The sequence below is a fragment of the Kitasatospora sp. NPDC090091 genome, assembly GCF_044747365.1.
Classification (GTDB): domain Bacteria; phylum Actinomycetota; class Actinomycetes; order Streptomycetales; family Streptomycetaceae; genus Kitasatospora.
Genome location: NZ_JBIVDY010000011.1, coordinates 40,711 through 60,634 on the forward strand (window position 1 = coordinate 40,711; position 19,924 = coordinate 60,634).

A 19,924-nucleotide genomic window follows, 5' to 3' on the forward strand; every position below is an offset into this window, starting at 1 on the left:
GGGCGCCCGGGCGGCAAGGTTTCTGCAAGGTCCGCGCCCAGTGTCGCCTGCGAGAGTCGGCTGCACGCCGCGACGGGCCGTCGGTCGGACCCCTCGGCGTGCATGGGGAGCGACGATCCACACCGGCAACCGTCCCTGGATCCGCCGTGCCGCTCCCCGCGGCCCCAAGTCCGGTTCCGCGCCGACGTGGCGGCCGCCTCCCTCTCCACCACGTTCCCGGCGCTCTTCCCGAAGTGGGCCGCCTCGGGTCCGCGGACAGCGCCAGCAGGACGATCACGACAGAGGAGCCAGCGTGACAGACCATCACCGGAGCACGGACCCCGCAGCACCGGCACCCGCCACCGGGCAACAGACCGCGGGGGCGGTGCCTGTGCAGCAGGCGACGGCCCCGCAAACCGCGTCTTCACAGGGTCCGCAGACAGGTCGGCCCGGTCGAACGCCGCGCCGGTGGCGGCTTCTTCAGGCGTTCGCGGTCGTGTCCTGCCTCGTGCTGGCCGGCGCCGGGTGGTGGAGCTGGCCGCGTCAACCGTCAGACTTTCCGCCTCACATCGCTGCGGGTACCGTCCAGGCGGACCTGCTCGCCCCGGACGAGGTCAGCAGGCTGGCCGGGACGACCGTGGTCTCCGGTCCGAGGGGAACCGAGCCACCTGAGGCGATCGCCGTCGAGCCGGCCGACTGCGCGCCCGCGGCAGGTCCGGCGACCAAGGCGGTCTACGGGCAGGCCTGGTCTGCGTTCCTGTCAGCGACCTACCAAGACGCCGCAGGGACCGGTGACTACACGGTGACGCAGATCGTCGGCGTCTACCCCGACGCGGACAAGGCCGGCGCGGCGTTCCGAGCGCTCAGCGACGGGCTCAAGAAATGCCCGTCCGCCGTGCGGACCGACCAGGACGGCCGCACGTCGAAGTGGACCTACAAGACCGACTCCTCCACTCCGGACACCGTCGTCTGGACAGCGACTCAGGACACCGGGGACGGCTGGGCCTGCTACCGCCAGGCCCGGCTCAAGGGCAAAGCCGTCCTGCAGGTGGCGCTCTGCGCAGCAGGCGACGGCCGACCGGCCGTCGCGAAGATCGCTGACCGGGTCGCCGCGAAGGTGACCGCATGATCGCCCGGCGATCAGCACGGCGACGGGCCGCCACCCGCGCTCCGGGCTCCGTCTGGCGCGGCTTGTGCCTGATGCTCCTCGCGGCAGTGGTACCGGTGCCCATGGCCGGTGAGAGCGCCGCAGCCCCGGCTGCCGACCCGGCAGTGGCCGGCCCGGCCTCCGGTCTTTCCGTTCCCGAACCGCTACGGCCGAGCGCGAACTACCCCGCGGACCTCAACACCAGGATCACCGCCTTCGGCCAGCAGATCGGGACGCTGCCCCAGCGTGCGAGCGAACTGGCGGCGGAGACCGGAAGGCTCACCAGGAGCACGGCAGAACTGAAGGCCGGCTCCGAGGCCGCCGCCAAGGACTCCTCCGCCGCCACGAGCAAGGCCGCCGCCCTCAACGCCAAGAGCACCGCCCTCAACTCCCGGATCGCCGCACACAACGCAGCGCCGCACGTCTTCCAGTTGCCCGCCGAAGCCGGGGCCGCGAGCGCGTACGACGCGGAGAAGGCCGGGCTCGACGCCGAAGCGGCCCAGCTCCAGGCGGAGCGGGCCGCGATCGAACCGGAGCTGTCGAAAGCCAGTGCCAGGCAGTCGCAGCTCGCCAACGAGGCGGCGAAGCTCAGCGCGGACGCGCTCGCCCTCAGCACGAAAGCGACGGCCCTCCGGAGCGAAACGCAGCGACTGGTCTCCCAGCGCCGGCAGATGCTCCAGCAGATGGCCACCGCAAACCAGGGCCTCATCGACACCCCTCCCACCCCGGCCTCGATGGCGCGTGGCGGCGACGCCCCGCGCCCGCCGAACCCCGCCACCCGCAGCACCGGCGCCTCACCCCAGGGCGGCGACCTCCGCTCCCCGACCGGCAAGAACGCGGCCATCGACGCATACGCCAAGAGGCACGGCATCAAGGTCGACAAACGCCCCGCCACCGCCTACCTGACCCCCGACGCCGTGAGCCGCCTCCCCGAGTCCGACCTCGCCCGGCTCACCCCCACAGCCACGTACGACGGCCTGGTCCAGAAGCCGAACGGCCACTACAAGGCACTGGCGGTCCAGGACACCGCGGCCGGGCCGGGCGCAGGGCAGCGGGCCTTCAACTCCGCGCTCACGAAGGGCGGCCAGGCCAGCACCGTCACCGGCGGCGGCAAGAAGATCATCGACGAAGTCGAGACCCTCACCGCCTGCGAGCCCAACAGCTTCGCCGCAGGCACACCGGTCCTGCTCGCCGACGGCAGCAGCCTGCCGATCGAACAGATCACCCCCGGCACCCAGGTCCGCGCGACCGACACCACCGTCTGGAACACTGCACCCCACACGGTGACCGCGACGGTCCAGCACACCGGACCGCACATCATGGTCGACGTCACGATCACCGGCGGCGAGACGCTGCACGCCACCGACCGGCACCCCTTCTGGGACGCCACCTCCGGTAACTTCACCGACGCAACCGACCTCAACGTCGGCGACGAACTACGCGAAGCCGACGGCACAACGGTCGAAGTCATCGCAACCCACACCTACCCGCAGGACCTCACCGCCTACAACCTCACCGTCAGCGGCGTCCACACGTACTATGTCCTGGCCGGTAATACGCCGGTGCTCGTGCATAACACTGGACCGGGCTGTGGACTGCTTGAGGGTGAGCGGGATTACGATGTGTATCATCCAGAGACCGGAAATAGGATCACCGACATTGATCACGTCAGCGGGGGTGTGCTCTGGGAAGAGAAGAGCGCACTGTACGGCGATGACGGATGGATTTCGAAGCAGATTGACGGGAAGCTGAAGAAGTATATCGAGGCTCGACAGTACATGCCTGGATATGAAAATGCTCCCATCGGTTTCCGGCTGACTAATTCATCGATTGATTCTCGCTTTCGATCTGCACTTGAATCGCACATCGATAATCTGAGGCAGGCGAATCCTGGCGTGGATATCAGGCTGGAGTTTGCTCAATGAGCTACTATTTCGAGGTTTCCGGCGAAACCGCATGGAACCCCTCTCTCCGCATTGGAAAGTGGTACCTGTCCTTCGCGGAGACTGCGGCTGAGCTGATCCAGCGCCCGACCGGGTTGACGCCGTCGGATGATGATACTTGTGCCGTGAACATGCAGATGTTTCGGCAGTTCGTCGAGGGCCTGCTCGAATGCTACGCCTCAACGCGACACCCAGTTCAACATGGCCTAATGCGAGGTGTGCTACTCACATCTCTCGTCATATTGGAGCGCGGAGGTGTTGCGATTGCTCCGAAGTCCGAGAGGGAAGCATCCCTTCTAGAGGAAGTGGAAATCTTCGCACGCTCGATGTAGGGGCTAATCAGATAGCTTTCGATGCGATCGAGCGATAGACCGATGACTGGCGCGAAATAAGGGTCGAGAGAGGACCCTCTTGAGTTGAGCTGGAACATTATAATCCCCCGCCGGAACGGATTCCGGCGGGGGATTTGCCATCTTGACGGCAGTAGTTGACGGCAACGTCAGCGGACGGGTGCTGCACAAAGCGGAGCCCTCGACAAGGCGTGGACCGCAGCCTCCTTCCACACGCCCACCCACACGTGGAACGACTACCCAGGCCCTGGCCGGCCAACCGCGCCTGATGGCGGTCGGCGGCGGCTGCCCGATCATCGACAACGGCTCTACCGGGCGGTTTGGATCATCCGCTTGACGCCGATGGCTGTCCCGATGGTCCCCCGGCCGGACCGGCCCGTCGACGGTTCGCCCGCCGTCGACGCATTCCTCCCTGCGACGTGCGCTGGTGCCCACCGACGGGCAGGCGCAGGCTGGGAAGTGCACACCCGCCGACGGACGACCGTGAAGGCCCCACCGTCATAAGCGCCACAACAGCCCCGGCCGTCTCCACGCCCGCCGAGATCCTTGGAGGTCTCCCGTGACCGATCCTCCTGTCCCCCACCCGGTCGGCCCGATCGTGGTCGGCACGGACGGTTCGGACCTCGCCAGGCAGGCCATGACCTTCGCGCTCCGCGAGGCCCACTTGCGCGGTACCGGCCTGCGGGCCGTCTGCGCGTACGAGTACTCCCCCACCCGGCACTCCGGCTTTGAATGGACGGCCGCATCCGGCCCCGACAGCGGCCCCATCCCGCAGCAGCGCGATCTCGTCACGCAGGCCGTGGCCGACACCGTCAAGGAACTGCAGCAACAACTCGGCGGACCGCCCGTGGACGTGGAGATCGTCTGCGAATCCGGTCGTCCGGCGCAGGTGCTCCTCGAAGCAAGCAAGGACGCCTGCCTGCTCGTAGTCGGCTCCCGAGGGTCGGGGGCCTGGGGACGTCTCGCCCTCGGATCGACCAGTACCGAGGTCGTCCACCACGCCCGCATCCCGGTCGTTGTCGTCCCCGCGGAACACGACACCGTGTCTTCCTGAGCGTCGATTCCGGCACGGCGCCGACTTTGACCTGACCGAGCCCCATGCGTCCCGCCGCCGCCACGGAGGCCAACTACCTTGACTGAAGATGGCGGTGATTACTGATCAGGTCGCGGCACCAGGCATACGAGGCCTTCGGCGTGCGGCGCTGCGTCTCGAAGTCGACGTGGAACAGGCCGAAGCGTTGGTGGAACCCCTCGGCCCGTCGAACGCCCTGTCATTCTGTTCGATTCATCCCCCTCCGGTGATCCCGACGGTGGCGGTGTCATTCGCGGAACGGCCGATTGCGGGCCTCGATGGCCTTGATCGTGTTCCTCAGCGCCTTCTCCAGCAGGCCCTTGCCCACGCTGCCCAGCAGCAGCCCGGTGACACGCCCTTTGAGGTTCTTGCCTTCGCGAATGATCACGGCGTCCAACTGTGTCGTCCCGTCCGGCAGGGGCGTGAAGGTGTACGTGTGCCCGGAGCGGCCACCCCAGATGTTGGAATCGACGGTCGTCATCACCACCCGGTGCGGATCGGACCAGTCGTAGTGCAGCCGCTCCCAAACGCCGCCCGAGCCCTCGGTGACGTCGGCATGGTCGGCATCCTTCGCGTGTACCTGCAGGTACTCGTCGGCACTGTTGCCGAACAGCTGCCGGCGGCCCGGCCCGAAATCGGTGAGGCACGCCACGAACTGTTCCGGTGTCGCATTCGTCCGCTCGGTGAAGTGGATGGTCGCCATGGTGTGCTTCTCGTGCTCCTCGCATCGGTGTGGTGATCGGCAACACCCAGGTTCCCGGTCGGCACCCTCCGTCGAACCGGTGTCGAGCCCTGGTCCCCTCGGCCCGGGGCCCTGGCCGGAGTCCCGGCGGACACGGGCCCGGGTCACCACCAGGGTTCGCCCCTGGGGCGACAGGTCGCCGGTCCCGGGATCGTTGGCAGCGGGTGCCGATCGGCATCTGCTGCGGCGAAGGAGCTGACGATGGTGGATTTCAGGATCGAGGTCGTGGTCGTCCCGGTCTCGGACGTGGACCGGTCCAAGGACTTCTACACGCGGATCGGCTTCCGCGAGGACGTCGACTTCTCCGGCTCGGGCGGCTTCCGGATCGTGCACCTGACCCCGCCCGGCTCGGCCGCATCGATCGTCATCGGTAGCGGCGTGACCGACGCGGCGCCAGGGTCGGAGCGCGGCGTGCACCTCGTCGTGGACGACGTCGTGACGGCCCGCGCCGAGCTGGCGGCCTGCGGCGTCGACGTCAGCGAGGTGTTCCACGACGCCGGCGGCGTCTTCCACCACGCCGGCACCACCGACCGGGTCCCCGGCCCGCACCCGGCCCGGCAGTCCTACGGCTCGTTCGCGTCGTTCGCCGACCCGGACGGCAACACCTTCGTCCTGCAGGAGGTCACGACGCGGCGGCCCGGCCGGATCGGCCACGTGGTCTACCGCTCGGCCGCCGAGGTCGAGCAGGCGCTGCGCGACGCGGCGCTCGCCCACGGCGAGTACGAGGAGGAGCTCGGCCACCACGATCCGGACTGGCCGTCGTGGTACGCCGCCCACATGGCCCGCGCCGCCGGCCTCAGCGGCTGACACCCGGTGACGGTGGGGAGGACTGGCATGGAAGCCGGCAGCACGCCGATGGTGGGGCGGGCAGGCGAGCAGGCGGAGCTTGCGGCGTTCGTGACGACCGCCGCAGGACGGGCCCTTGTGCTCCGTGGGGAGACGGGAGTCGGCAAGACGTCTCTGCTCGGCCACGCCGTTGCTCTGGCGGAGCAGGAAGGCCATGCCGTCATCCGCGCAGCCGGTGTCGAGGCCGAGTCCGAGCTGCCCTACGCCGGGCTGCATCAGTTCCTTCATCCGCTGCTCGGCGAGGTCGCGCAGTTGGATGACGGGACCCGGGCAGTCCTCGACGCCGTCTTCGGCCGGGCCGAGGGGGACCCGCCCTCGGTCATGAGGCTCGGTATCGCGGTTCTCGGCCTGCTGTCTCTGGCGGCGGCGCGCCGGCCGCTGCTGGTGGTCCTGGACGACGGGCAGTGGCTGGACGACTCCAGCGCCGACGTCTGCGGCTTCGTGGGCCGGCGCCTGACCGGCAGTCGGATGAAGCTGCTGGTCGCGGTGCGTGCCGACCTGGCGTCGCGCTTCGACACCGCCGCACTGCCCGAGCTGTCCGTCGCCGCCCTCGCCGACGAGGACGCGGCGCTTCTGCTGGACCGGAGGTACCCGCGGCTGGGCAGGCAGATCCGCCGGACGGTGCTGGAGCAGGCCCGGGGAAACCCGCTGGCGCTGCTGGAACTGCCCACCCACCTGGGCAACCGAACGGTGCACGAGGTCGATCAGCACGGCGTGTCGTTGCCCCGGCGGCTGCAACAGCTGTACGGCGCCAGGATCGCGGCCATCGGCGACGGTGTGCGTGCCGAGCTCCTGATGGGTGCTCTCGACGGCGTTGCAACCGAGCCCGGCGGCGACCCGTCCGGCGCGCGCTACCGCATGCGCGACGCCGACGAGGCCGTGACCGCCGGGCTGCTCGACTTCGAGCCGGCCACCGGCGACTTCACCTTCCGGCATCCGCTGGTGCGCTCCGCCGTCGTGCAGCTGGCCACCCCCAACCAGCGCCGCGCCGCCCACCAGGCGCTGTCGCAGGTCCATCGGGAGAACCTCGAACGCCGGGCGACACACCTCGCCGCGGCCACCGTCGACCCTGACGAGGAGGTGGCCGACATCCTGGAGGCAGCCGCCGAGTCGGCGACCCGGCGCGGCGGCGCGCTGACGGCCGTGACCTGGCTGACCCGCGCCGCGGAGCTGAGCGAGAACCACTCCGACCGGTCCCGGCGCCTGGCGGACGCGGCGTTCGTCGCGGGCCACGCCGCCCGTCTCGGCCAGGCGCACCGGCTCGTCGTCTCCGGGCTCACCCCCAGCCGGGCGGAGTCGCCGGCTGCGGTCCTGGCCTCCGCCTACCAGGCGCTCTACCAGGACGGAGACGTCCGTTCCAGCCGGCGGCAGGTCATGGCCGCGATCGAGCACCTGCGGGACGGCGGGAGCACCGGGCCCGACGAGGTCCTCACCCGGCTGGTGGTCCTCCTGCTGGCGATCAGTCAGTACGCCGGGGAAGGCCCGGCCTGGGAGCGCACCCACGAGCTGCTCGCCTCCCTGGGTGGCCTCGTCACCGCCCGCACGCGGATCCACAGCGCTGCCTGGAGCGACGTGATCCGGTACGGCACCGAATGCGCCGGGACGGTGGAACAGGCCACCGCGGACCTGCCGGGCCTGGAGCCCTGGGAGGTGACGCGGCTGGCCGTGTCCGCGTACCACCTCGACGTTCTGAGCCAGTACCGCCCGTATCTGCAGCGCGTCGTGGAGCGCGAGTTGGAGACCGGGGCCGCGGCCAGCGGGATGGTCATGCTGCACCTGATCACGCTCGACCAGATGGCGGTCGGCGAGTGGAACGGGGCCGAGGACACCGGCCGGCGGGTCCTGGAACTGGCGGCCGAGCACGGCCACGAATTGTTCGCGGTTCAGAGCCGCGCATACCTGGCCCAGCTCGCGGCGATGCGCGGACAGGTCGGTCGGGCTCGGGACCTGCAGGCCGAGGTCGACGCCTGGGCACGGCCCCGCGGGCTGGGGTTCCTCACCCAGCTCGCCGACTCCGCCGGTGCGACCGCCGCGCTGAGCGCCGGTGACTACGAGGCCGCCTACCTGTACGCCATCGGCATCACGCCGCCGGGCACCTTCCGGCCCTACACGTATCAGGCTTCCCGTACCCTGCTCGACCTCGTCGAGGCCGCCCGGCACACCGGCCGGGTCGAGCAGGCCAGGGCCCACGCCCTCGCCGCGCGCGACGCCGGACTGCCGGAGCTGTCACCCCGCCTGGCGCTGATCACCCATGGCGCGCTGGCGATGACCGCGGACAGCGAGTCGGAGGCCGCCGAGATGTTCGAGCGGGCCGAATCGCACCCGGACGCCGCCCGCTTCCCGTTCGAGCTGGCCCGGATCCGACTGGCGCACGGCGTACAGGCACGTCACGCCCAGGGCCGGGTGGCAGCACGGCAGTACCTCGTCCCGGCGGCCGAGGCGTTCGAGCGGCTCGGCGCCGCCGGCTGGGCCGAGCGGGCCCGGGCCGAGCTGCGGGCCACCGGGACGCCGCCGCGCTCCTCCACGCTCAATCCCGCCTCGCTGACCTGGCAGGAACGCCGGATCGCGGACCTGGCAGCCGGCGGGCTGACCAACAAGGAGATCGGCAAGCGGATGCACCTGTCGCCGCGCACCGTCAGCTCGCACCTGTACCGCGTCTTCCCGAAGCTGGGCGTCACCACCCGGGCGGCGTTGCGCGACGCCCTGAGCCGGACGGAGGAGGTCTCGCAGGCATGACGGCCTCAGGCTCAGCTCTCCGGCGGCCCTGGGCTGGGCCCTGTCCGGCCGATCTTGCCGGGCAGGGCCTGGACGCCGTTGGCGGCCAGCCAGGCGAGCACGTGGTCGGCGACCGCGGGCCAGCCGCTGTCGACCACGAGCGAGTGACCCCGGTCCGCGTACTGCTTGAGGCCGGTCACGGCGGTGGAGTCGCCGTAGAGCTTGTAGACGGAGCGTGTGCCGGCGTCGGCGACGATGCGGTCCTCCTGGCCGGACACGAGCAGGAGAGGCCCGCGCGTGGCATTGCCCGTGTCGACGGTGACGGCGTGGGGACCGAGGTCTGCGAGCAGCCGGTGCGGGGCCGGAACGGCGTGTCTCTCGAAGAGCTTCGCGGCCTCCTCCTCCCCGACCGTGTTGGCGACCGTGTGCCGGAACCGGGACGGGGTCAGCGATACGAAGCCCTGATGCCGGTCCGATCCGGCCGGGACGAGCGGCCACGGCCGGGGCCGGGCCTCGGCCGGCACCACGCCGGCGACCGGCACGGGTGCAAGGGCCACCGCCGCCCGGCCGAGGCCGGCGCCGATGAGCTGCTGGACGATGAGGCCGCCGACCGAGTGCCCGATGAGGACCGGCGGAGTCCCGAAGGAGCGCACGATCCTCTCGTAGTGGACGGTGAGCGCGTCGAGTCCGAGGCCCCGGAGCGCGCCGGGATCCCGCCGCGCCTGCGCCGCGGTGCCCGCTTCCCCGGGCCAGCCCGGGACGCACACCGCGAAGCCGTGCGCCGCGAACCGTTCGGCCCAGCCCTCCCAGCACGACCTGTGCAACCACGCACCGTGGATGAGGACTGCGGGAGTTCGGTTCACGGCAGTGCCTTCCGATTGCGGTACGACGATCCGCCGCCGGTCCCGGGGCAGCACGTCAAGCGTCGTCGACGGCCCGGCGCGGCGGAAACAGTCGGATGACTGCATGTGACGGCCCGGCCGGCGTGACGCCTGTCTCGGCGTCATGTGACTGATGTGCTCGGGCCCGGGCCGGACCGACAGTGGAGCGTCAGCAGGCTTCCAGGAAGGATCAGACGTGATCAACAGGCGTACGTTCACCAAGGCGGTCGGTCTCGGGGTGGGCGCCACGGCCCTGCCCCTCGGCGCCGCGGCCGCCGCGCCCGCGGCCTTCGGCGCCGCCTCCGACCGGCCCGGCCGTCCCGCCCCGGTCATCCCGGCCGTCGCGCCGGGCACGCACACCGCGTTCACCGAGCTGAAGCAGGTCCGGGCCGGCGTGCTCGACATCGGCTACGCCGAAGCCGGCCCGAAGCACGGCCCTGTGGTCATCTGCCTGCACGGCTGGCCCTACGACATCCACAGCTTCGTCGACGTGGCCCCGCTGCTGGCCGACGCCGGCTACCGGGTGATCGTGCCGTACCTGCGCGGCCACGGCACCACCATCTTCCTGTCGCCGACGACGGCCCGCAACGCCCAGCAGTCCGCGATCGCGCTCGACATCGTCGCCCTGATGGACGCCCTGAAGATCCGCGAGGCGGTCCTGGCGGGCTTCGACTGGGGCTCGCGCACCGCCGGCATCATCGCGGCACTGTGGCCGGAGCGGGTCAAGGCCCTGGTGGCGGTGAGCGGATACCTCATCACCAACGTCCAGGCGCAGCAGAACCCGCTGCCGCCGAAGGCCGAGCACACCTGGTGGTACCAGTACTACTTCGCCACCGACCGCGGCCGCGTCGCCATGCAGACCCGGCAGAACCGGCACGACCTGTGCCGGCTGGTCTGGGACGAGGTCTCTCCGACGTGGAACTTCGACGACGCCACGTATCTGCGCACGGCCGCGGCCTTCGAGAACCCCGACTACGCCGCGATCGTGATCCACAACTACCGCTGGCGCCTCGGTCTGGCCGACGGCGAACGCCGCTACGACCGCTACGAGGAGCTGCTCGCGGACCGGCCGGGCATCGGTGTCCCGACCATCGCCCTGGACCCGGCCCTCGACCCCTTCCTTGCCGCTACCGACGGCCTGGGCTACCGGAGGTTCTTCACCGGCGAGTACGAGCACCGGGTGCTCACCGGCATCGGGCACAACGCACCGCAGGAGGCCCCGACGGCGTTCGCCCAGGCCGTGGTGGACGCCGACCGGCTGGGCCAGGAGACCCGAGAGTGAGCAGCCCCCGTACGGACGAGAACGCGGCGGCCGTCCGCAAGGCCCGCTTCGGCACCCTTCCGGAACGCGTCGCCTTCGAGGACCTCGCCGAGGAGCGACCCCCGCTGCCCGCGAAGGCGGTGGACGGCTACGACCCGGACGGCCTGGCGGTCCGATTCGCCTGCCTGGCGGAGCACCTGGGCCTCTGACCCGGTTGTTCGAGGGGGTTGAAGCTGCCGCAGCGTCAACGCCTACCGTCGGACCCGGGACGGAACGAACCGGCCCACGGCGAGAGGAGGTGGCTGATGGCCTGGCCGATCGCGGAGGTCGCCCGGATGTCGGGCGTGACCGCCCGGACGTTGCGGCACTACGGCGAGATCGGGCTGCTGCGGCCCGCGTGGATCGGTGTCAACGGACACCGCCACTACGGGGAGAGCGAGCTGCTTCGACTCCAGCAGATCCTCGTGCTCCGGGAGTTGGGACTCGGGCTGAGCGAGATCAGCGAGATCCTCAGCGAGCAGGTGGACCAGCTGGAGTCGCTGCGCGCACACCACCAGCGGCTGGTGGAGGAGCGCAAGCGCCTCGACATCCTGACCAGGACGGTAGCCCGCACCATCGCCGAACTGCAGAACGCGAAGGAGGACAACACGATGCCGAACATCAACCGTCCGGAGAACCTGTTCGAGGGCTTCAGCCCGAGCGAGGACCACTTCGGCGATGACGTGCGGGAGAACTGGCCCGAGCTGACGGAGGCTTCGCAGCGGCGGGCCGCCGCCATGACCCCCGAGGAAGTCGAGCAGGGCCAGCGGGAGCGAACCGCGCAGATGATCCGGATGGCCGAGCTGATGGTCGCCGGGACGCCGGCCGACGACCCGGCTGTCCTGGCCGAGGTGGACGCCCAGTACCAGGCGATGGCGCAGGTCCACGTGATGGGCGCGGAGGAGTTCACGGCGATCGGCGAGGCCTGCGTCGCCAACGAGCAGTGGCGCGCGGCGTACGAGCAGATCGCGGCCGGCCTCGCCGAGTACCAGCGCGACGCCATCGTGGCGTACGCGGACACTCGGCTCGCCTGACCTGGAGGGCCCCGGCAGGCCACCACCTGCACGGGGCCCTCGCCGGCACGCGGCCGCCGCGAGGTCGTCGGCCTCTGCCGCCGCCCAGCCCGCAGTGCGAGAGTCAGCAGAGGTCGTTTCATGATCGCTCCTCGGGTTGGGGGTTGCGCCCTCACAGTGGCCGACGGGTCGGCGCCGCCGCATCAGTCACCTGACGCCCAGTCGACCGGGTGCGCGCACCCCCCTTCGGAGCGACACGACATGGCGTCACATGACCGATGTGGACAAGCCGCACCAGGGGCAACAGTGAGGGCTGTCAGACCCCTTGTTCGGATTCCTTGGAGCGTGATCCCTCATGTCCAGCATCGAGAACGGCCGCAAGCGGCGGTTGATCGCGGGTACGGCCGCGACGGCCGCCGCGATCGGCGCCTTCGCCGTCGCCGGGCCCGCGAACGCGGTGGCCCCCGACACAGCCGCCGACCGGGCCCCGAAGCCGACCATCGTGCTGGAGCACGGTGCGTTCGCCGACGGCTCCAGCTGGGACGGCGTCATCCGGGACCTGCGCCGCGACGGCTACCCGGTGGTCGCCGCCGCCAACCCGCTGCGCGGCCCGGCTTCCGATGCCGCCTCGCTGCGCAGCCTCATCGCCCACATCAACGGCCCGGTGGTCCTGGTCGGCCACTCCTACGGCGGCTCGGTCATCAGCGCGGCGGGCCACGACAACCCGCAGGTCAAGGCCTTGGTCTACGTCGCGGCGTTCCTGCCGGCCCCGGGCGAGACCGCGTTGGAGCTGACCAACCGGTTCCCCGGCTCAACTCTGCCGGGCACGCTGGACCCGGTGCCGTACACCGCCGCCGACGGCAGCACCGGCACCGACCTGTACATCCGGCAGGACAGCTTCCGGCACCAGTTCGCCGCCGACGTCCCGGCCGGGCAGGCCGCGCTGATGGCCGCGACGCAGCGGCCGATCGCGCAGGCCGCTCTGACGGAGAAGGCCACCGTCGCCGCATGGGAGACCGTTCCCAGCTGGGACATCGTCGCCACGCAGGACCTGAACATCCCGCCGGCCGCGCAGGAGTTCATGGCCCGTCGTGCGCACGCCCACATCACCGAGGTGGCCGCGTCGCACTCCGTCGCCGTCTCCCACCCCGATGTCGTGGCCGGGGTCATCGAGAAGGCCGCCCGCGCCACCCGCTGACCGGCCGCCGACCAGTGGCCCCTGAACGCCGAGAGGGCGGCTCTCCCCCTCCGCCCTCTCGGCCCGTCCACCACGGCGACCCCGTGGGCGACCGCGGTCATCGGCCGGACAGGGCGCCGTCGAGCTCGCGACGGGAGGTGATCCCCAGCCTGGCGAAGACCTTGCGCAGGTGCCACTCGACCGTACGAGGGCTGAGGAACAGTTGCGCGCCGATCTCCGCGTTCGAGTGTCCGGCGACCACGAGCCGGGTGATCTGCGCCTCCTGCGGCGTCAGGACCGGTGCACCGACGGTTCGGCTGCGGACGGTCTCGCCGGTGGCGAGCAGTTCCCGCCGGGCCCGCTCCGCGAACGCCTCCATACCCATCGTCACGGACGCCTCGTGCGCCGTCCGCAGCTCGGTGCGGGCTTCCGCCCGCTGGTTCTGGCGGCGCAGCCATTCTCCGAACAGCAGCCGGGCACGAGCCTCGAACGATCCGAGCCCGCCCCGGCTGAAGTGGTCGATCGCCTCGCGGTAGCGGTCCTCGGCCTGGTCCTGCGGTCCGGCCAGGGCGTCGGCGACCGCCGACGCGCCCAGCGCCCAGGGCGTGCCGGCCCGGCTCCAGTCCGCAAGCCGCTCGCGCGCCTGCGCCGCCACGGCCGGGGCGCCGGCCCGGGTCGCCGCCTCGACCAGCTCGCTGCACGTCCAGTGGTGCACGACCAGGTCCTGATGTTCTGAGCCCCGCAGCGCCGCTTCCAGCGCGAGCGGATAGTTGCCCAAGCCGTTGTGGAGCACCGCCCGCGCACACACCGCCATGGCGATCAACCGGCCCAGACCGCGCTGCTCGCCGTCCCGTTCCACGGCCTCGGCCAGTTCCAAGGCCGACCGCTCCCGCCCCCGGTACGCGCTCAGCAGGGCCGTCGTGGCCATGCGCGTCGCCCTGCCGGTGGCATCCTCGGCGTTCGCACCCTCGGCCAGCAGATCCCAGGCCTCGGGGAAGCGACCCGCATAGCCCAGCGAGGCCGCCCGGTAGGGCAGCGCTGTCGACAGGATCGACAGGGCTCCCGTCGTCCGGGCGAAGCGGACCGCCCGGTCCGTGATGTCCAGCCACGCCGTCAGGTCACCCAACTCCACGGCCGCGCTCGCAGCCGGCCACAGGACAGCCAGATCCTCATCGTCGGTGACGGAGTGCAGCGCCCTCGCCAGCAGCGGGAAGGCCGCTACGGGACCGTCGACGGCCCAGGCGACCAGAGCGCGCAGGAAGACTCCGGCCGTCTCCTCGCCGGACGGCAGGTCGCAGGCGGCCTCGGCGGCTCGCCGCAACCCGCCTTCGTCGAGTCGGCCGGCCCAGATGGCCGCACCGAACGCCGAGAGGTAGGTCTCCCGCGCGGCGGCCGGGTCGAGCTCCCTGAGCTTGCCCGCCGCCGCGAGCAGGGGCTGTACCGCGCCGAGCCCTGGGTTGGTCATGGACGACGCCTTGGCGCGCAGCCTGCTGGCATCGGCCTGCTGCAGCGGGTCCAGCGGCCCCAGTTCGGCGGCGGCCAGCAGGTCGGGCACCCGGGCCGTCGCGCCTGCCTGAAGATGGGCCCCCGCCGCAGCCAGCGCCCGCCGTGCCCGCTCCTTCGGGTCGGGGCTGAGCGCTGCGGCACGTTCCAGGAAGGAGGCGGCCGCCGCCCGGCCGCCGCGGGCCAGGGCCCGGTCGGCCGAACGCTCCAGCGCGGCGGCGACCTGCTCGTTCGGTCCGACCGCGGCGTGGGCCAGATGCCAGGCGTGCCGGTCGGGATCGCGCTCGGCATCAGTGGCGGCGGCGAGCGCACCGTGCACCGCCCGCAGGGAGCCGGCGTCGGCGCCGCGCCACGCCGCCGAGCGCACCAACGGGTGCCGGAACCGCACCGGGGCGCCCAGCTTGAGCAGGCCGGCGGCCTCGGCCGGTCCCGCCGCGTCGGGCCCGATGCCCAGCAGGCAGAGGGCGCGCCACAGCAGCAGTTCGTCGCCGACCGGCTCGACGGCCGCGAGCAGCAACAGGGTGCGGGTGTCGTCGGACAGCAGGTCGATGCGCCGGCGGAAGCCTTCCTCGACCCGGGTCGCCAGCGGAGCGACACCGGGTCCGCCGAAGCCGAAGGCCAGCTCCGCCGACGACAGACCCTGGGGCAGTTCGAGCAGGGCGAGCGGGTTCCCGCCGGTCTCGGCGACGATCCGGTCCCGCACGCGCGGGTCGATCGGCCCGGGCAGCGCCGAGTCGAGCAGGGCCCGGGCGTCCGCATCGGCCAGCCCCCGCAGGGGAAGGTCCGGCAGACCGGAGAGGCCTCCCTCGCCGTCGGTGACCCGCTCGGCGAAGACCAACGCCACCGATTCGGAGTCCAGTCGGCGGCCGACGAACCCCAGGATCCGAAGGGACATCAGGTCCAGCCACTGCGCGTCGTCGACCAGGCACACCAGCGGGGTCTCGGCCGCCGCCTCGGCGAACAGGCCGAGGACCGCCATCCCGACCAGCAGCATCTCCGGCGCGGCCCCGGCGCTCAGGCCGAAGGCGACCCGCAGCGCGTCCTGCTGCACCTGCGGCAACCGGTCGAGATGCGACAGCAGCGGGGCGCACAGGCGTTGCAGGGCCGAGTACGCGAAATCGGACTCGGCTTCGATGCCCTCCGTGCGAACGGTCTGCATCCGCGCCACCTGCGCGGCCACGTGGTCGAGCAACGCGGATTTGCCGATGCCCGCTTCCCCGCGCAGCACCAGCACCCGGCTCCGCCCGTCGCGCACCTCACGCAGCAGCCGGTCCAGGGTCTCCAACTCGCGGTGCCGCCCGAGCAGCTGGTGTTTCGTGTCCTGCCCCATGTGCTTCCTTCGGCGCGTGTCCCCTGCCAGGGGTCCCCCTCCCGGAGGAGCTTCGCCCCCATCCTACGAACATCGCGCGATGGCCAAGATCCTTCCGGCGCCGACCTCACGTGACCGACACCGACGCGGCCCGCGCCGCGGTGCGTACCGCGGTCGACACCGTTGCTCGTGGCGGGCCCGCAGGTCCGCCGGCCCGCGGGTGTGGCCGCCTGTCCGCCGGCCCGCGGGTGTGGCCGCCTGTCCGCAGGGTGCGCGGGTGCGTTCGCGGTCCGCGGGTGCGTCAGGAGACGAACTGCTGCCCCCCGTCGATGTCGTACGTCGCGCCGGTAAGGGCCGTGTTGGTCATGAGGTGGACGGCCAGCGCCGCGACGTCAGCGGGCTGCACGACGCGGCCGATCGGCAGCATCGCGCGCAGCTCGGCGCGGCGTTCCTCAAGCCTCTCGCCCAGCAGCGAGGCCGAGAGCGGGGTGTCGACGAATCCGGCCGCGATGAGGTTGACGCGCACCGGTGCGAGTTCGAGTGCGAGGGCAGCGGTGAACGGTGGAAGTGCGTTGGTGGCGGCGGAGGCGACGCCGAGGCCCCGGCCGACGCGCCGGGCTCCGGTGCCGCCCATGAACACCAGGCTGCCCCCGGGTCGGACCCGGCCGGCGGCGCTGCGCGCGACCTCGAGTTCCAGCACCGCGTGGTCGCTGATCGCGTCCCGTACCTCGGCGGCGCTCATCGCGAGCAGCGGTCCGTAGCTGGGGCCGCCGGCCGTCACCATCACGTGGTCGATCGGCGTCGGCAGGTCCTGGAAGAACGCCGCCAGGGCGTCGGCGTCGGTGGCGTCGAAGGCCGCGGTGCTCCGGGCGCCGACTTCGCCGGCCGCGCGCTCCAGGCGACCCGGGTCGCGGCCGACGAGGACGACCTCGGCGCCCTCGGTCCGGGCGCGTCTGGCGGTCTCCAGGCCGATCCCGGCGCTGCCGCCGAGGACGACGACGCTCTGGCCGAGCAGTTCGGGCTCGTGTGCTGGGGTGGTCACGCGCGGACTCCTCTCTCGTCGCTGCCGTCGCGCCGGGGGTTACGGCGTCCTGCGGTCAGCGGCCGGGCAGGCGCGTCCTGATCTCCTGGAGCAGCCGGCCATTGCCGTCCGGGTCGCCGAACGAGACGAAGGAGCCGTAGTCCGCGTGCTCGGGGGCGGCTCCGTCCACGCGTCCGCGGGTTGCGGCGTGGTGGAAGATGCCGGTGACGTCAGCCGGCCCACCGGTCGCCGGCGCGGCTGACCCGGAAGCGCGACGGCGCCCTACGTCATGGAAACCTCCACCGCGGGGTGCCTGCAAGTCGGGGCCCCGGGGACCTCACCAGAGGTAGCCGTCAACGGGCACGGCCCTGGCGGGGCGTTCCGGGACGTCGACGAGTTCGAGCAGGTCGCGTTCGAGGTTGATGGCCAGGGCGGCGCCCAGGACGGTGGCCACCAGGGAGGGCAGTTCGAGCCAGGAGATGTCTGCGACGCCGAGCACGACGTCCGACATCTACGTCTCCCTGCTCCCGGATCAGCAACAGGCCTCCGCCGAGGCAGTGACCGACCTGATCGCCAGGCACAGGCGCAGGGCGTAGCGTCACCGATCAGTTCGGCATCGTCATCGACCGGCCAACGAACAAGGCCGGGTCGGACGCACAGTGTGCGTCCGACCCGGCCTTCTTGGTAGCGGGGACAGGATTTGAACCTGCGACCTCTGGGTTATGAGCCCAGCGAGCTACCGAGCTGCTCCACCCCGCGTCGGAAACACCGACCCTACGGCACCGAGGGCAGGAACGGAAATCCATGAGCTACCCCGCTGTCGGGTCCACGGCCTCCGGCGGGCGCGCACGACCAGGGTCGCCCACGTCGTGACATACCCGAGCATCCAGGGCAGCACCGTGATTCCCCCGACGTACACGGCGAGGTAGCCGAGGAAGTGGTCCCACCAGGTCGGCTCGTCCCAGGTGTCCGTGGGCAACACCAGGGCGGTCGCCGAGACTCCCACCGGTCCCGTCTACCGTCCCGCCGAGGAACAACGCGTTGCGTCGGTGACGGAGGAGGATCTCGGCTACCGTGGCGAGCTGCAGCTGATCCTGGACGCAGGTGATGGCCGGGAGCGGGTCACCGTCCGGCTCGACGAGCGGTAAGCCCCGGACGTGACGGCTGCCCGCGCCGCCTTCCTGACCGCCGTCCCGAGCTGGGTTCCGCCGTGGCCGAGGGGCTGCTCACCTGCACGGTCGACACAGCCGGCACCACTGCCTTCGAGCGGACGCCCACCAGCGGCAAGCTGCGGGCGGTGATCGACCGGCGGCAGATCACGGTGTGATACCACCGGCGCCGGGCCCGGGACACCGGGCCCCGGCCGGACGCCGGGCCGAACCGGGCGGCCACTCGCGGGGCCGGCCGGCCTACCGGGCCGGCCTCGGCAGGCCCGCACGGGGAGGGCCGTACCCTGGCCTCGCGGCGGAGGACCGTCCGGAGCAGCCCGCATGAGTGTGTTCGTACTCCTAGTTGACAGGGCAGGACTGTGCCAGCTGCTGCTCCTGCCCCGTCAGTGTCAGCCGCTCGCCTTCTGAACCGCCAGTGGAGTCAAAGCGAGCGCTGTCGGCGACCTTCTTGCAGACGCTTGCCTGCTCGCTGAGCTTCTTCACCTGGTCCTGGGCCTCCGCCAGATTCTCGGTCGGGATGGAGTTGGTGACCACTCTTCGCTGGTAGGCCGGCAAGTACTTGAGCTCGACATCGGTGTACTTGACGTAGGGCGAGGAAAGGCTGACGCCGGCCAGGGTCTGATTGATGCCCCGGTAGACGGAGACGTGGTCGCCGTCGGCGCCGACGTAGTACTGCGTCTGGGTCCAGCGGTAGCCACCGAATGCCGCTCCACCAACGACCAGCAGGGACGACAGCCCAGCGATGACCAGGACACGCGGAGCGAACCGCCTCCTACGTGAGCGGTCCGGATGGCGTGGATGCGTCGTGCCCAGGACGTCACGCACCGGTCTGCGCGTGGACTGCTGGGGCCCCACTCGGGTGGATCCCCCGTTCGGATGCGTTCCGGGGGTCGACACAGTGACACACCCGTGCGGCACGGGCGGGAGCTGTACTGACCAGTACCCCGTGGGCGTGGAGACCTGCGCCGACGGGACACGGGTGCTGTGCGGCAGAGTCGGCCGGGGAATGGTCGGCAGCGACCAACTCCGGTTGCGGGCGAGACAGATACGCCCCGCCGTGTTGCGGTTGCGCTGCTGAGGCAGCGGTCGGCCCTTCTCCCGCAGTTCCTGGTATGCGGTCCGGTAGAGGGTGTCCATGTCCAGCAGTTCGGGGGCCCCCGCCACGCCATGTTCCAGCGCCCGCACGAGTTCGCCGGTGAACGCCGTGTAGATCTCACCGGGGGGAGCAAGAGCCTTGCGGGTCTCGGACGTGGCCGTGAGCACGCAAGTGCCAGTGATGGCTACCTCGTCGCCGACTTGACCGGTGCCACTCATCACCCCCACCAGTGCGCGTCCGCTCCAGCAGCAATCCAGGACAAGGACCTTTCGGGTCGCCCTGACCTCTTGTCCCAACATCACCTGACGCAGGTCCTCGTAGCGCAGCGCTTGGTACCACCGGTCTGGACGGGACTGCTGGAGGGCAAGGTAGAGCTCGTCGTTTTGCGGGTGGACCAGGCCGTGTCCCGCGTAGTAGACCACGAGGGTGTTCTCCGCGTTCTTCGCGGCTTTGCTGACGGCGTCGAGCACCACGTCGGCGGAACCTGGTTGCTCGACAACAATGCACCGGTCGGGTGGCAGTCCCCATAGGGACGTATCAGTGAACAGCCGGGACAGCGCAGCCAGGTTGTGCCGGACTGCAGGGAGGTCCTCCAACTCCGTGAAGCTGTGGACGCCAATGAGTACGGCGTGCGATGCCTGAGGGTCGGACAACACAGTCG

Annotated in this window: 17 protein-coding genes, 1 tRNA gene and 1 pseudogene; 11 read left to right on the forward strand and 8 right to left on the reverse strand. The window is 71.2% G+C overall.

All coding sequences use genetic code 11. The features are described 5' to 3' along the window. Window positions 1-475 precede the first annotated feature (475 nt). The 4 genes from ACIPSC_RS20165 to ACIPSC_RS20180 all read left to right on the forward strand — a co-directional run bounded on the left by ACIPSC_RS20165 (window position 476) and on the right by ACIPSC_RS20180 (window position 4,473). Window positions 476-1,108, forward strand: a complete 633-nt coding sequence (locus tag ACIPSC_RS20165; protein WP_400827238.1) for a sensor domain-containing protein — start codon at window positions 476-478, stop codon at window positions 1,106-1,108. Further along, on the forward strand, window positions 1,105-3,051 hold the full coding sequence (locus ACIPSC_RS20170; RefSeq protein ID WP_400827239.1) for a polymorphic toxin-type HINT domain-containing protein: 1,947 nt from the start codon (window positions 1,105-1,107) through the stop codon (window positions 3,049-3,051). The genes ACIPSC_RS20165 and ACIPSC_RS20170 overlap by 4 nt, the downstream gene beginning before the upstream one ends. Beyond that, the gene (locus ACIPSC_RS20175; RefSeq protein WP_400827240.1) at window positions 3,048-3,401 is read left to right on the forward strand and encodes a DUF6086 family protein; all 354 of its coding nucleotides are present in this window, start codon (window positions 3,048-3,050) and stop codon (window positions 3,399-3,401) included. Before ACIPSC_RS20170 ends, ACIPSC_RS20175 begins: the two co-directional genes overlap by 4 nt. Window positions 3,402-3,978: 577 nt before the next feature. After that, window positions 3,979-4,473: a universal stress protein gene (locus tag ACIPSC_RS20180; protein WP_400827241.1), complete on the forward strand. Its 495-nt coding sequence runs from the start codon at window positions 3,979-3,981 to the stop codon at window positions 4,471-4,473. Window positions 4,474-4,546: 73 nt separating this feature from the next. On the opposite strand, the pseudogene ACIPSC_RS20185 reads toward ACIPSC_RS20180, so the two are convergent. Both ACIPSC_RS20185 and ACIPSC_RS20190 read right to left on the reverse strand, forming a co-directional pair. Next, a pseudogene (locus tag ACIPSC_RS20185) lies at window positions 4,547-4,675 on the reverse strand (family 1 glycosylhydrolase); the annotation flags it as partial. A gap of 63 nt (window positions 4,676-4,738) precedes the next feature. After that, window positions 4,739-5,194, reverse strand: a complete 456-nt coding sequence (locus ACIPSC_RS20190) for an SRPBCC family protein (RefSeq protein ID WP_400827242.1) — start codon at window positions 5,192-5,194, stop codon at window positions 4,739-4,741. A 240-nt stretch (window positions 5,195-5,434) separates the two neighbouring features. Between ACIPSC_RS20190 and ACIPSC_RS20195 the strand changes: the two genes are divergently transcribed. Beyond that, window positions 5,435-6,040: a VOC family protein gene (locus tag ACIPSC_RS20195; RefSeq protein WP_400827243.1), complete on the forward strand. Its 606-nt coding sequence runs from the start codon at window positions 5,435-5,437 to the stop codon at window positions 6,038-6,040. Between the two features lie 27 nt (window positions 6,041-6,067). Beyond that, window positions 6,068-8,815 carry an AAA family ATPase gene (locus ACIPSC_RS20200; protein ID WP_400827245.1) on the forward strand — a complete coding sequence of 916 codons (2,748 nt, stop codon included), beginning with the start codon at window positions 6,068-6,070 and terminating at the stop codon, window positions 8,813-8,815. An 11-nt stretch (window positions 8,816-8,826) separates the two neighbouring features. Here ACIPSC_RS20200 and ACIPSC_RS20205 read toward each other — a convergent pair whose 3' ends face one another. Then, on the reverse strand, window positions 8,827-9,711 hold the full coding sequence (locus ACIPSC_RS20205) for an alpha/beta hydrolase (protein ID WP_400827246.1): 885 nt from the start codon (window positions 9,709-9,711) through the stop codon (window positions 8,827-8,829). Between the two features lie 160 nt (window positions 9,712-9,871). On the opposite strand from ACIPSC_RS20205, the gene ACIPSC_RS20210 reads away from it, so the two are divergent. From ACIPSC_RS20210 to ACIPSC_RS20225, 4 genes are all read left to right on the forward strand, one after another. After that, on the forward strand, window positions 9,872-10,957 hold the full coding sequence (locus ACIPSC_RS20210) for an alpha/beta fold hydrolase (protein ID WP_400827248.1): 1,086 nt from the start codon (window positions 9,872-9,874) through the stop codon (window positions 10,955-10,957). Beyond that, window positions 10,954-11,145, forward strand: a complete 192-nt coding sequence (locus tag ACIPSC_RS20215) for a hypothetical protein (RefSeq protein WP_400827249.1) — start codon at window positions 10,954-10,956, stop codon at window positions 11,143-11,145. The genes ACIPSC_RS20210 and ACIPSC_RS20215 overlap by 4 nt, the downstream gene beginning before the upstream one ends. 96 nt (window positions 11,146-11,241) lie before the next feature. Further along, window positions 11,242-12,009: a MerR family transcriptional regulator gene (locus ACIPSC_RS20220; RefSeq protein ID WP_400827250.1), complete on the forward strand. Its 768-nt coding sequence runs from the start codon at window positions 11,242-11,244 to the stop codon at window positions 12,007-12,009. A gap of 334 nt (window positions 12,010-12,343) precedes the next feature. Further along, on the forward strand, window positions 12,344-13,186 hold the full coding sequence (locus tag ACIPSC_RS20225) for an alpha/beta fold hydrolase (RefSeq protein WP_400827251.1): 843 nt from the start codon (window positions 12,344-12,346) through the stop codon (window positions 13,184-13,186). Between the two features lie 97 nt (window positions 13,187-13,283). On the opposite strand, the gene ACIPSC_RS20230 is transcribed toward ACIPSC_RS20225, so the two are convergent. The 4 genes from ACIPSC_RS20230 to ACIPSC_RS20245 all read right to left on the reverse strand — a co-directional run bounded on the left by ACIPSC_RS20230 (window position 13,284) and on the right by ACIPSC_RS20245 (window position 17,757). After that, complete coding sequence (locus ACIPSC_RS20230) at window positions 13,284-15,998, reverse strand: ATP-binding protein (protein ID WP_400827253.1); 2,715 nt, start codon at window positions 15,996-15,998, stop codon at window positions 13,284-13,286. Between the two features lie 280 nt (window positions 15,999-16,278). Then, window positions 16,279-17,019 carry an SDR family oxidoreductase gene (locus ACIPSC_RS20235; RefSeq protein WP_400827255.1) on the reverse strand — a complete coding sequence of 247 codons (741 nt, stop codon included), beginning with the start codon at window positions 17,017-17,019 and terminating at the stop codon, window positions 16,279-16,281. Between the two features lie 316 nt (window positions 17,020-17,335). Then, complete coding sequence (locus ACIPSC_RS20240; RefSeq protein WP_400827256.1) at window positions 17,336-17,509, reverse strand: hypothetical protein; 174 nt, start codon at window positions 17,507-17,509, stop codon at window positions 17,336-17,338. 171 nt (window positions 17,510-17,680) lie between these two features. Further along, a tRNA-Met gene (locus tag ACIPSC_RS20245) sits at window positions 17,681-17,757 on the reverse strand. A gap of 212 nt (window positions 17,758-17,969) precedes the next feature. On the opposite strand from ACIPSC_RS20245, the gene ACIPSC_RS20250 reads away from it, so the two are divergent. Then, window positions 17,970-18,146: a hypothetical protein gene (locus ACIPSC_RS20250; RefSeq protein ID WP_400827258.1), complete on the forward strand. Its 177-nt coding sequence runs from the start codon at window positions 17,970-17,972 to the stop codon at window positions 18,144-18,146. Window positions 18,147-18,506: 360 nt separating this feature from the next. Here ACIPSC_RS20250 and ACIPSC_RS20255 read toward each other — a convergent pair whose 3' ends face one another. Further along, window positions 18,507-19,919, reverse strand: a complete 1,413-nt coding sequence (locus ACIPSC_RS20255; protein ID WP_400827259.1) for a caspase domain-containing protein — start codon at window positions 19,917-19,919, stop codon at window positions 18,507-18,509. Window positions 19,920-19,924: the final 5 nt, after the last annotated feature.

Bases quoted from the DNA above. Each gene is read 5' to 3' on its own strand.
- ACIPSC_RS20170 (WP_400827239.1), top strand. From the start codon at position 1,105: ATGATCGCCCGGCGATCAGCACGGCGACGGGCCGCCACCCGCGCTCCG.
- ACIPSC_RS20175 (WP_400827240.1), top strand. From the start codon at position 3,048: ATGAGCTACTATTTCGAGGTTTCCGGCGAAACCGCATGGAACCCCTCT.
- ACIPSC_RS20190 (WP_400827242.1), bottom strand. From the start codon at position 5,194: ATGGCGACCATCCACTTCACCGAGCGGACGAATGCGACACCGGAACAG.
- ACIPSC_RS20195 (WP_400827243.1), top strand. From the start codon at position 5,435: ATGGTGGATTTCAGGATCGAGGTCGTGGTCGTCCCGGTCTCGGACGTG.
- ACIPSC_RS20200 (WP_400827245.1), top strand. From the start codon at position 6,068: ATGGAAGCCGGCAGCACGCCGATGGTGGGGCGGGCAGGCGAGCAGGCG.
- ACIPSC_RS20220 (WP_400827250.1), top strand. From the start codon at position 11,242: ATGGCCTGGCCGATCGCGGAGGTCGCCCGGATGTCGGGCGTGACCGCC.
- ACIPSC_RS20225 (WP_400827251.1), top strand. From the start codon at position 12,344: ATGTCCAGCATCGAGAACGGCCGCAAGCGGCGGTTGATCGCGGGTACG.
- ACIPSC_RS20230 (WP_400827253.1), bottom strand. From the start codon at position 15,998: ATGGGGCAGGACACGAAACACCAGCTGCTCGGGCGGCACCGCGAGTTG.
- ACIPSC_RS20240 (WP_400827256.1), bottom strand. From the start codon at position 17,509: ATGTCGGACGTCGTGCTCGGCGTCGCAGACATCTCCTGGCTCGAACTG.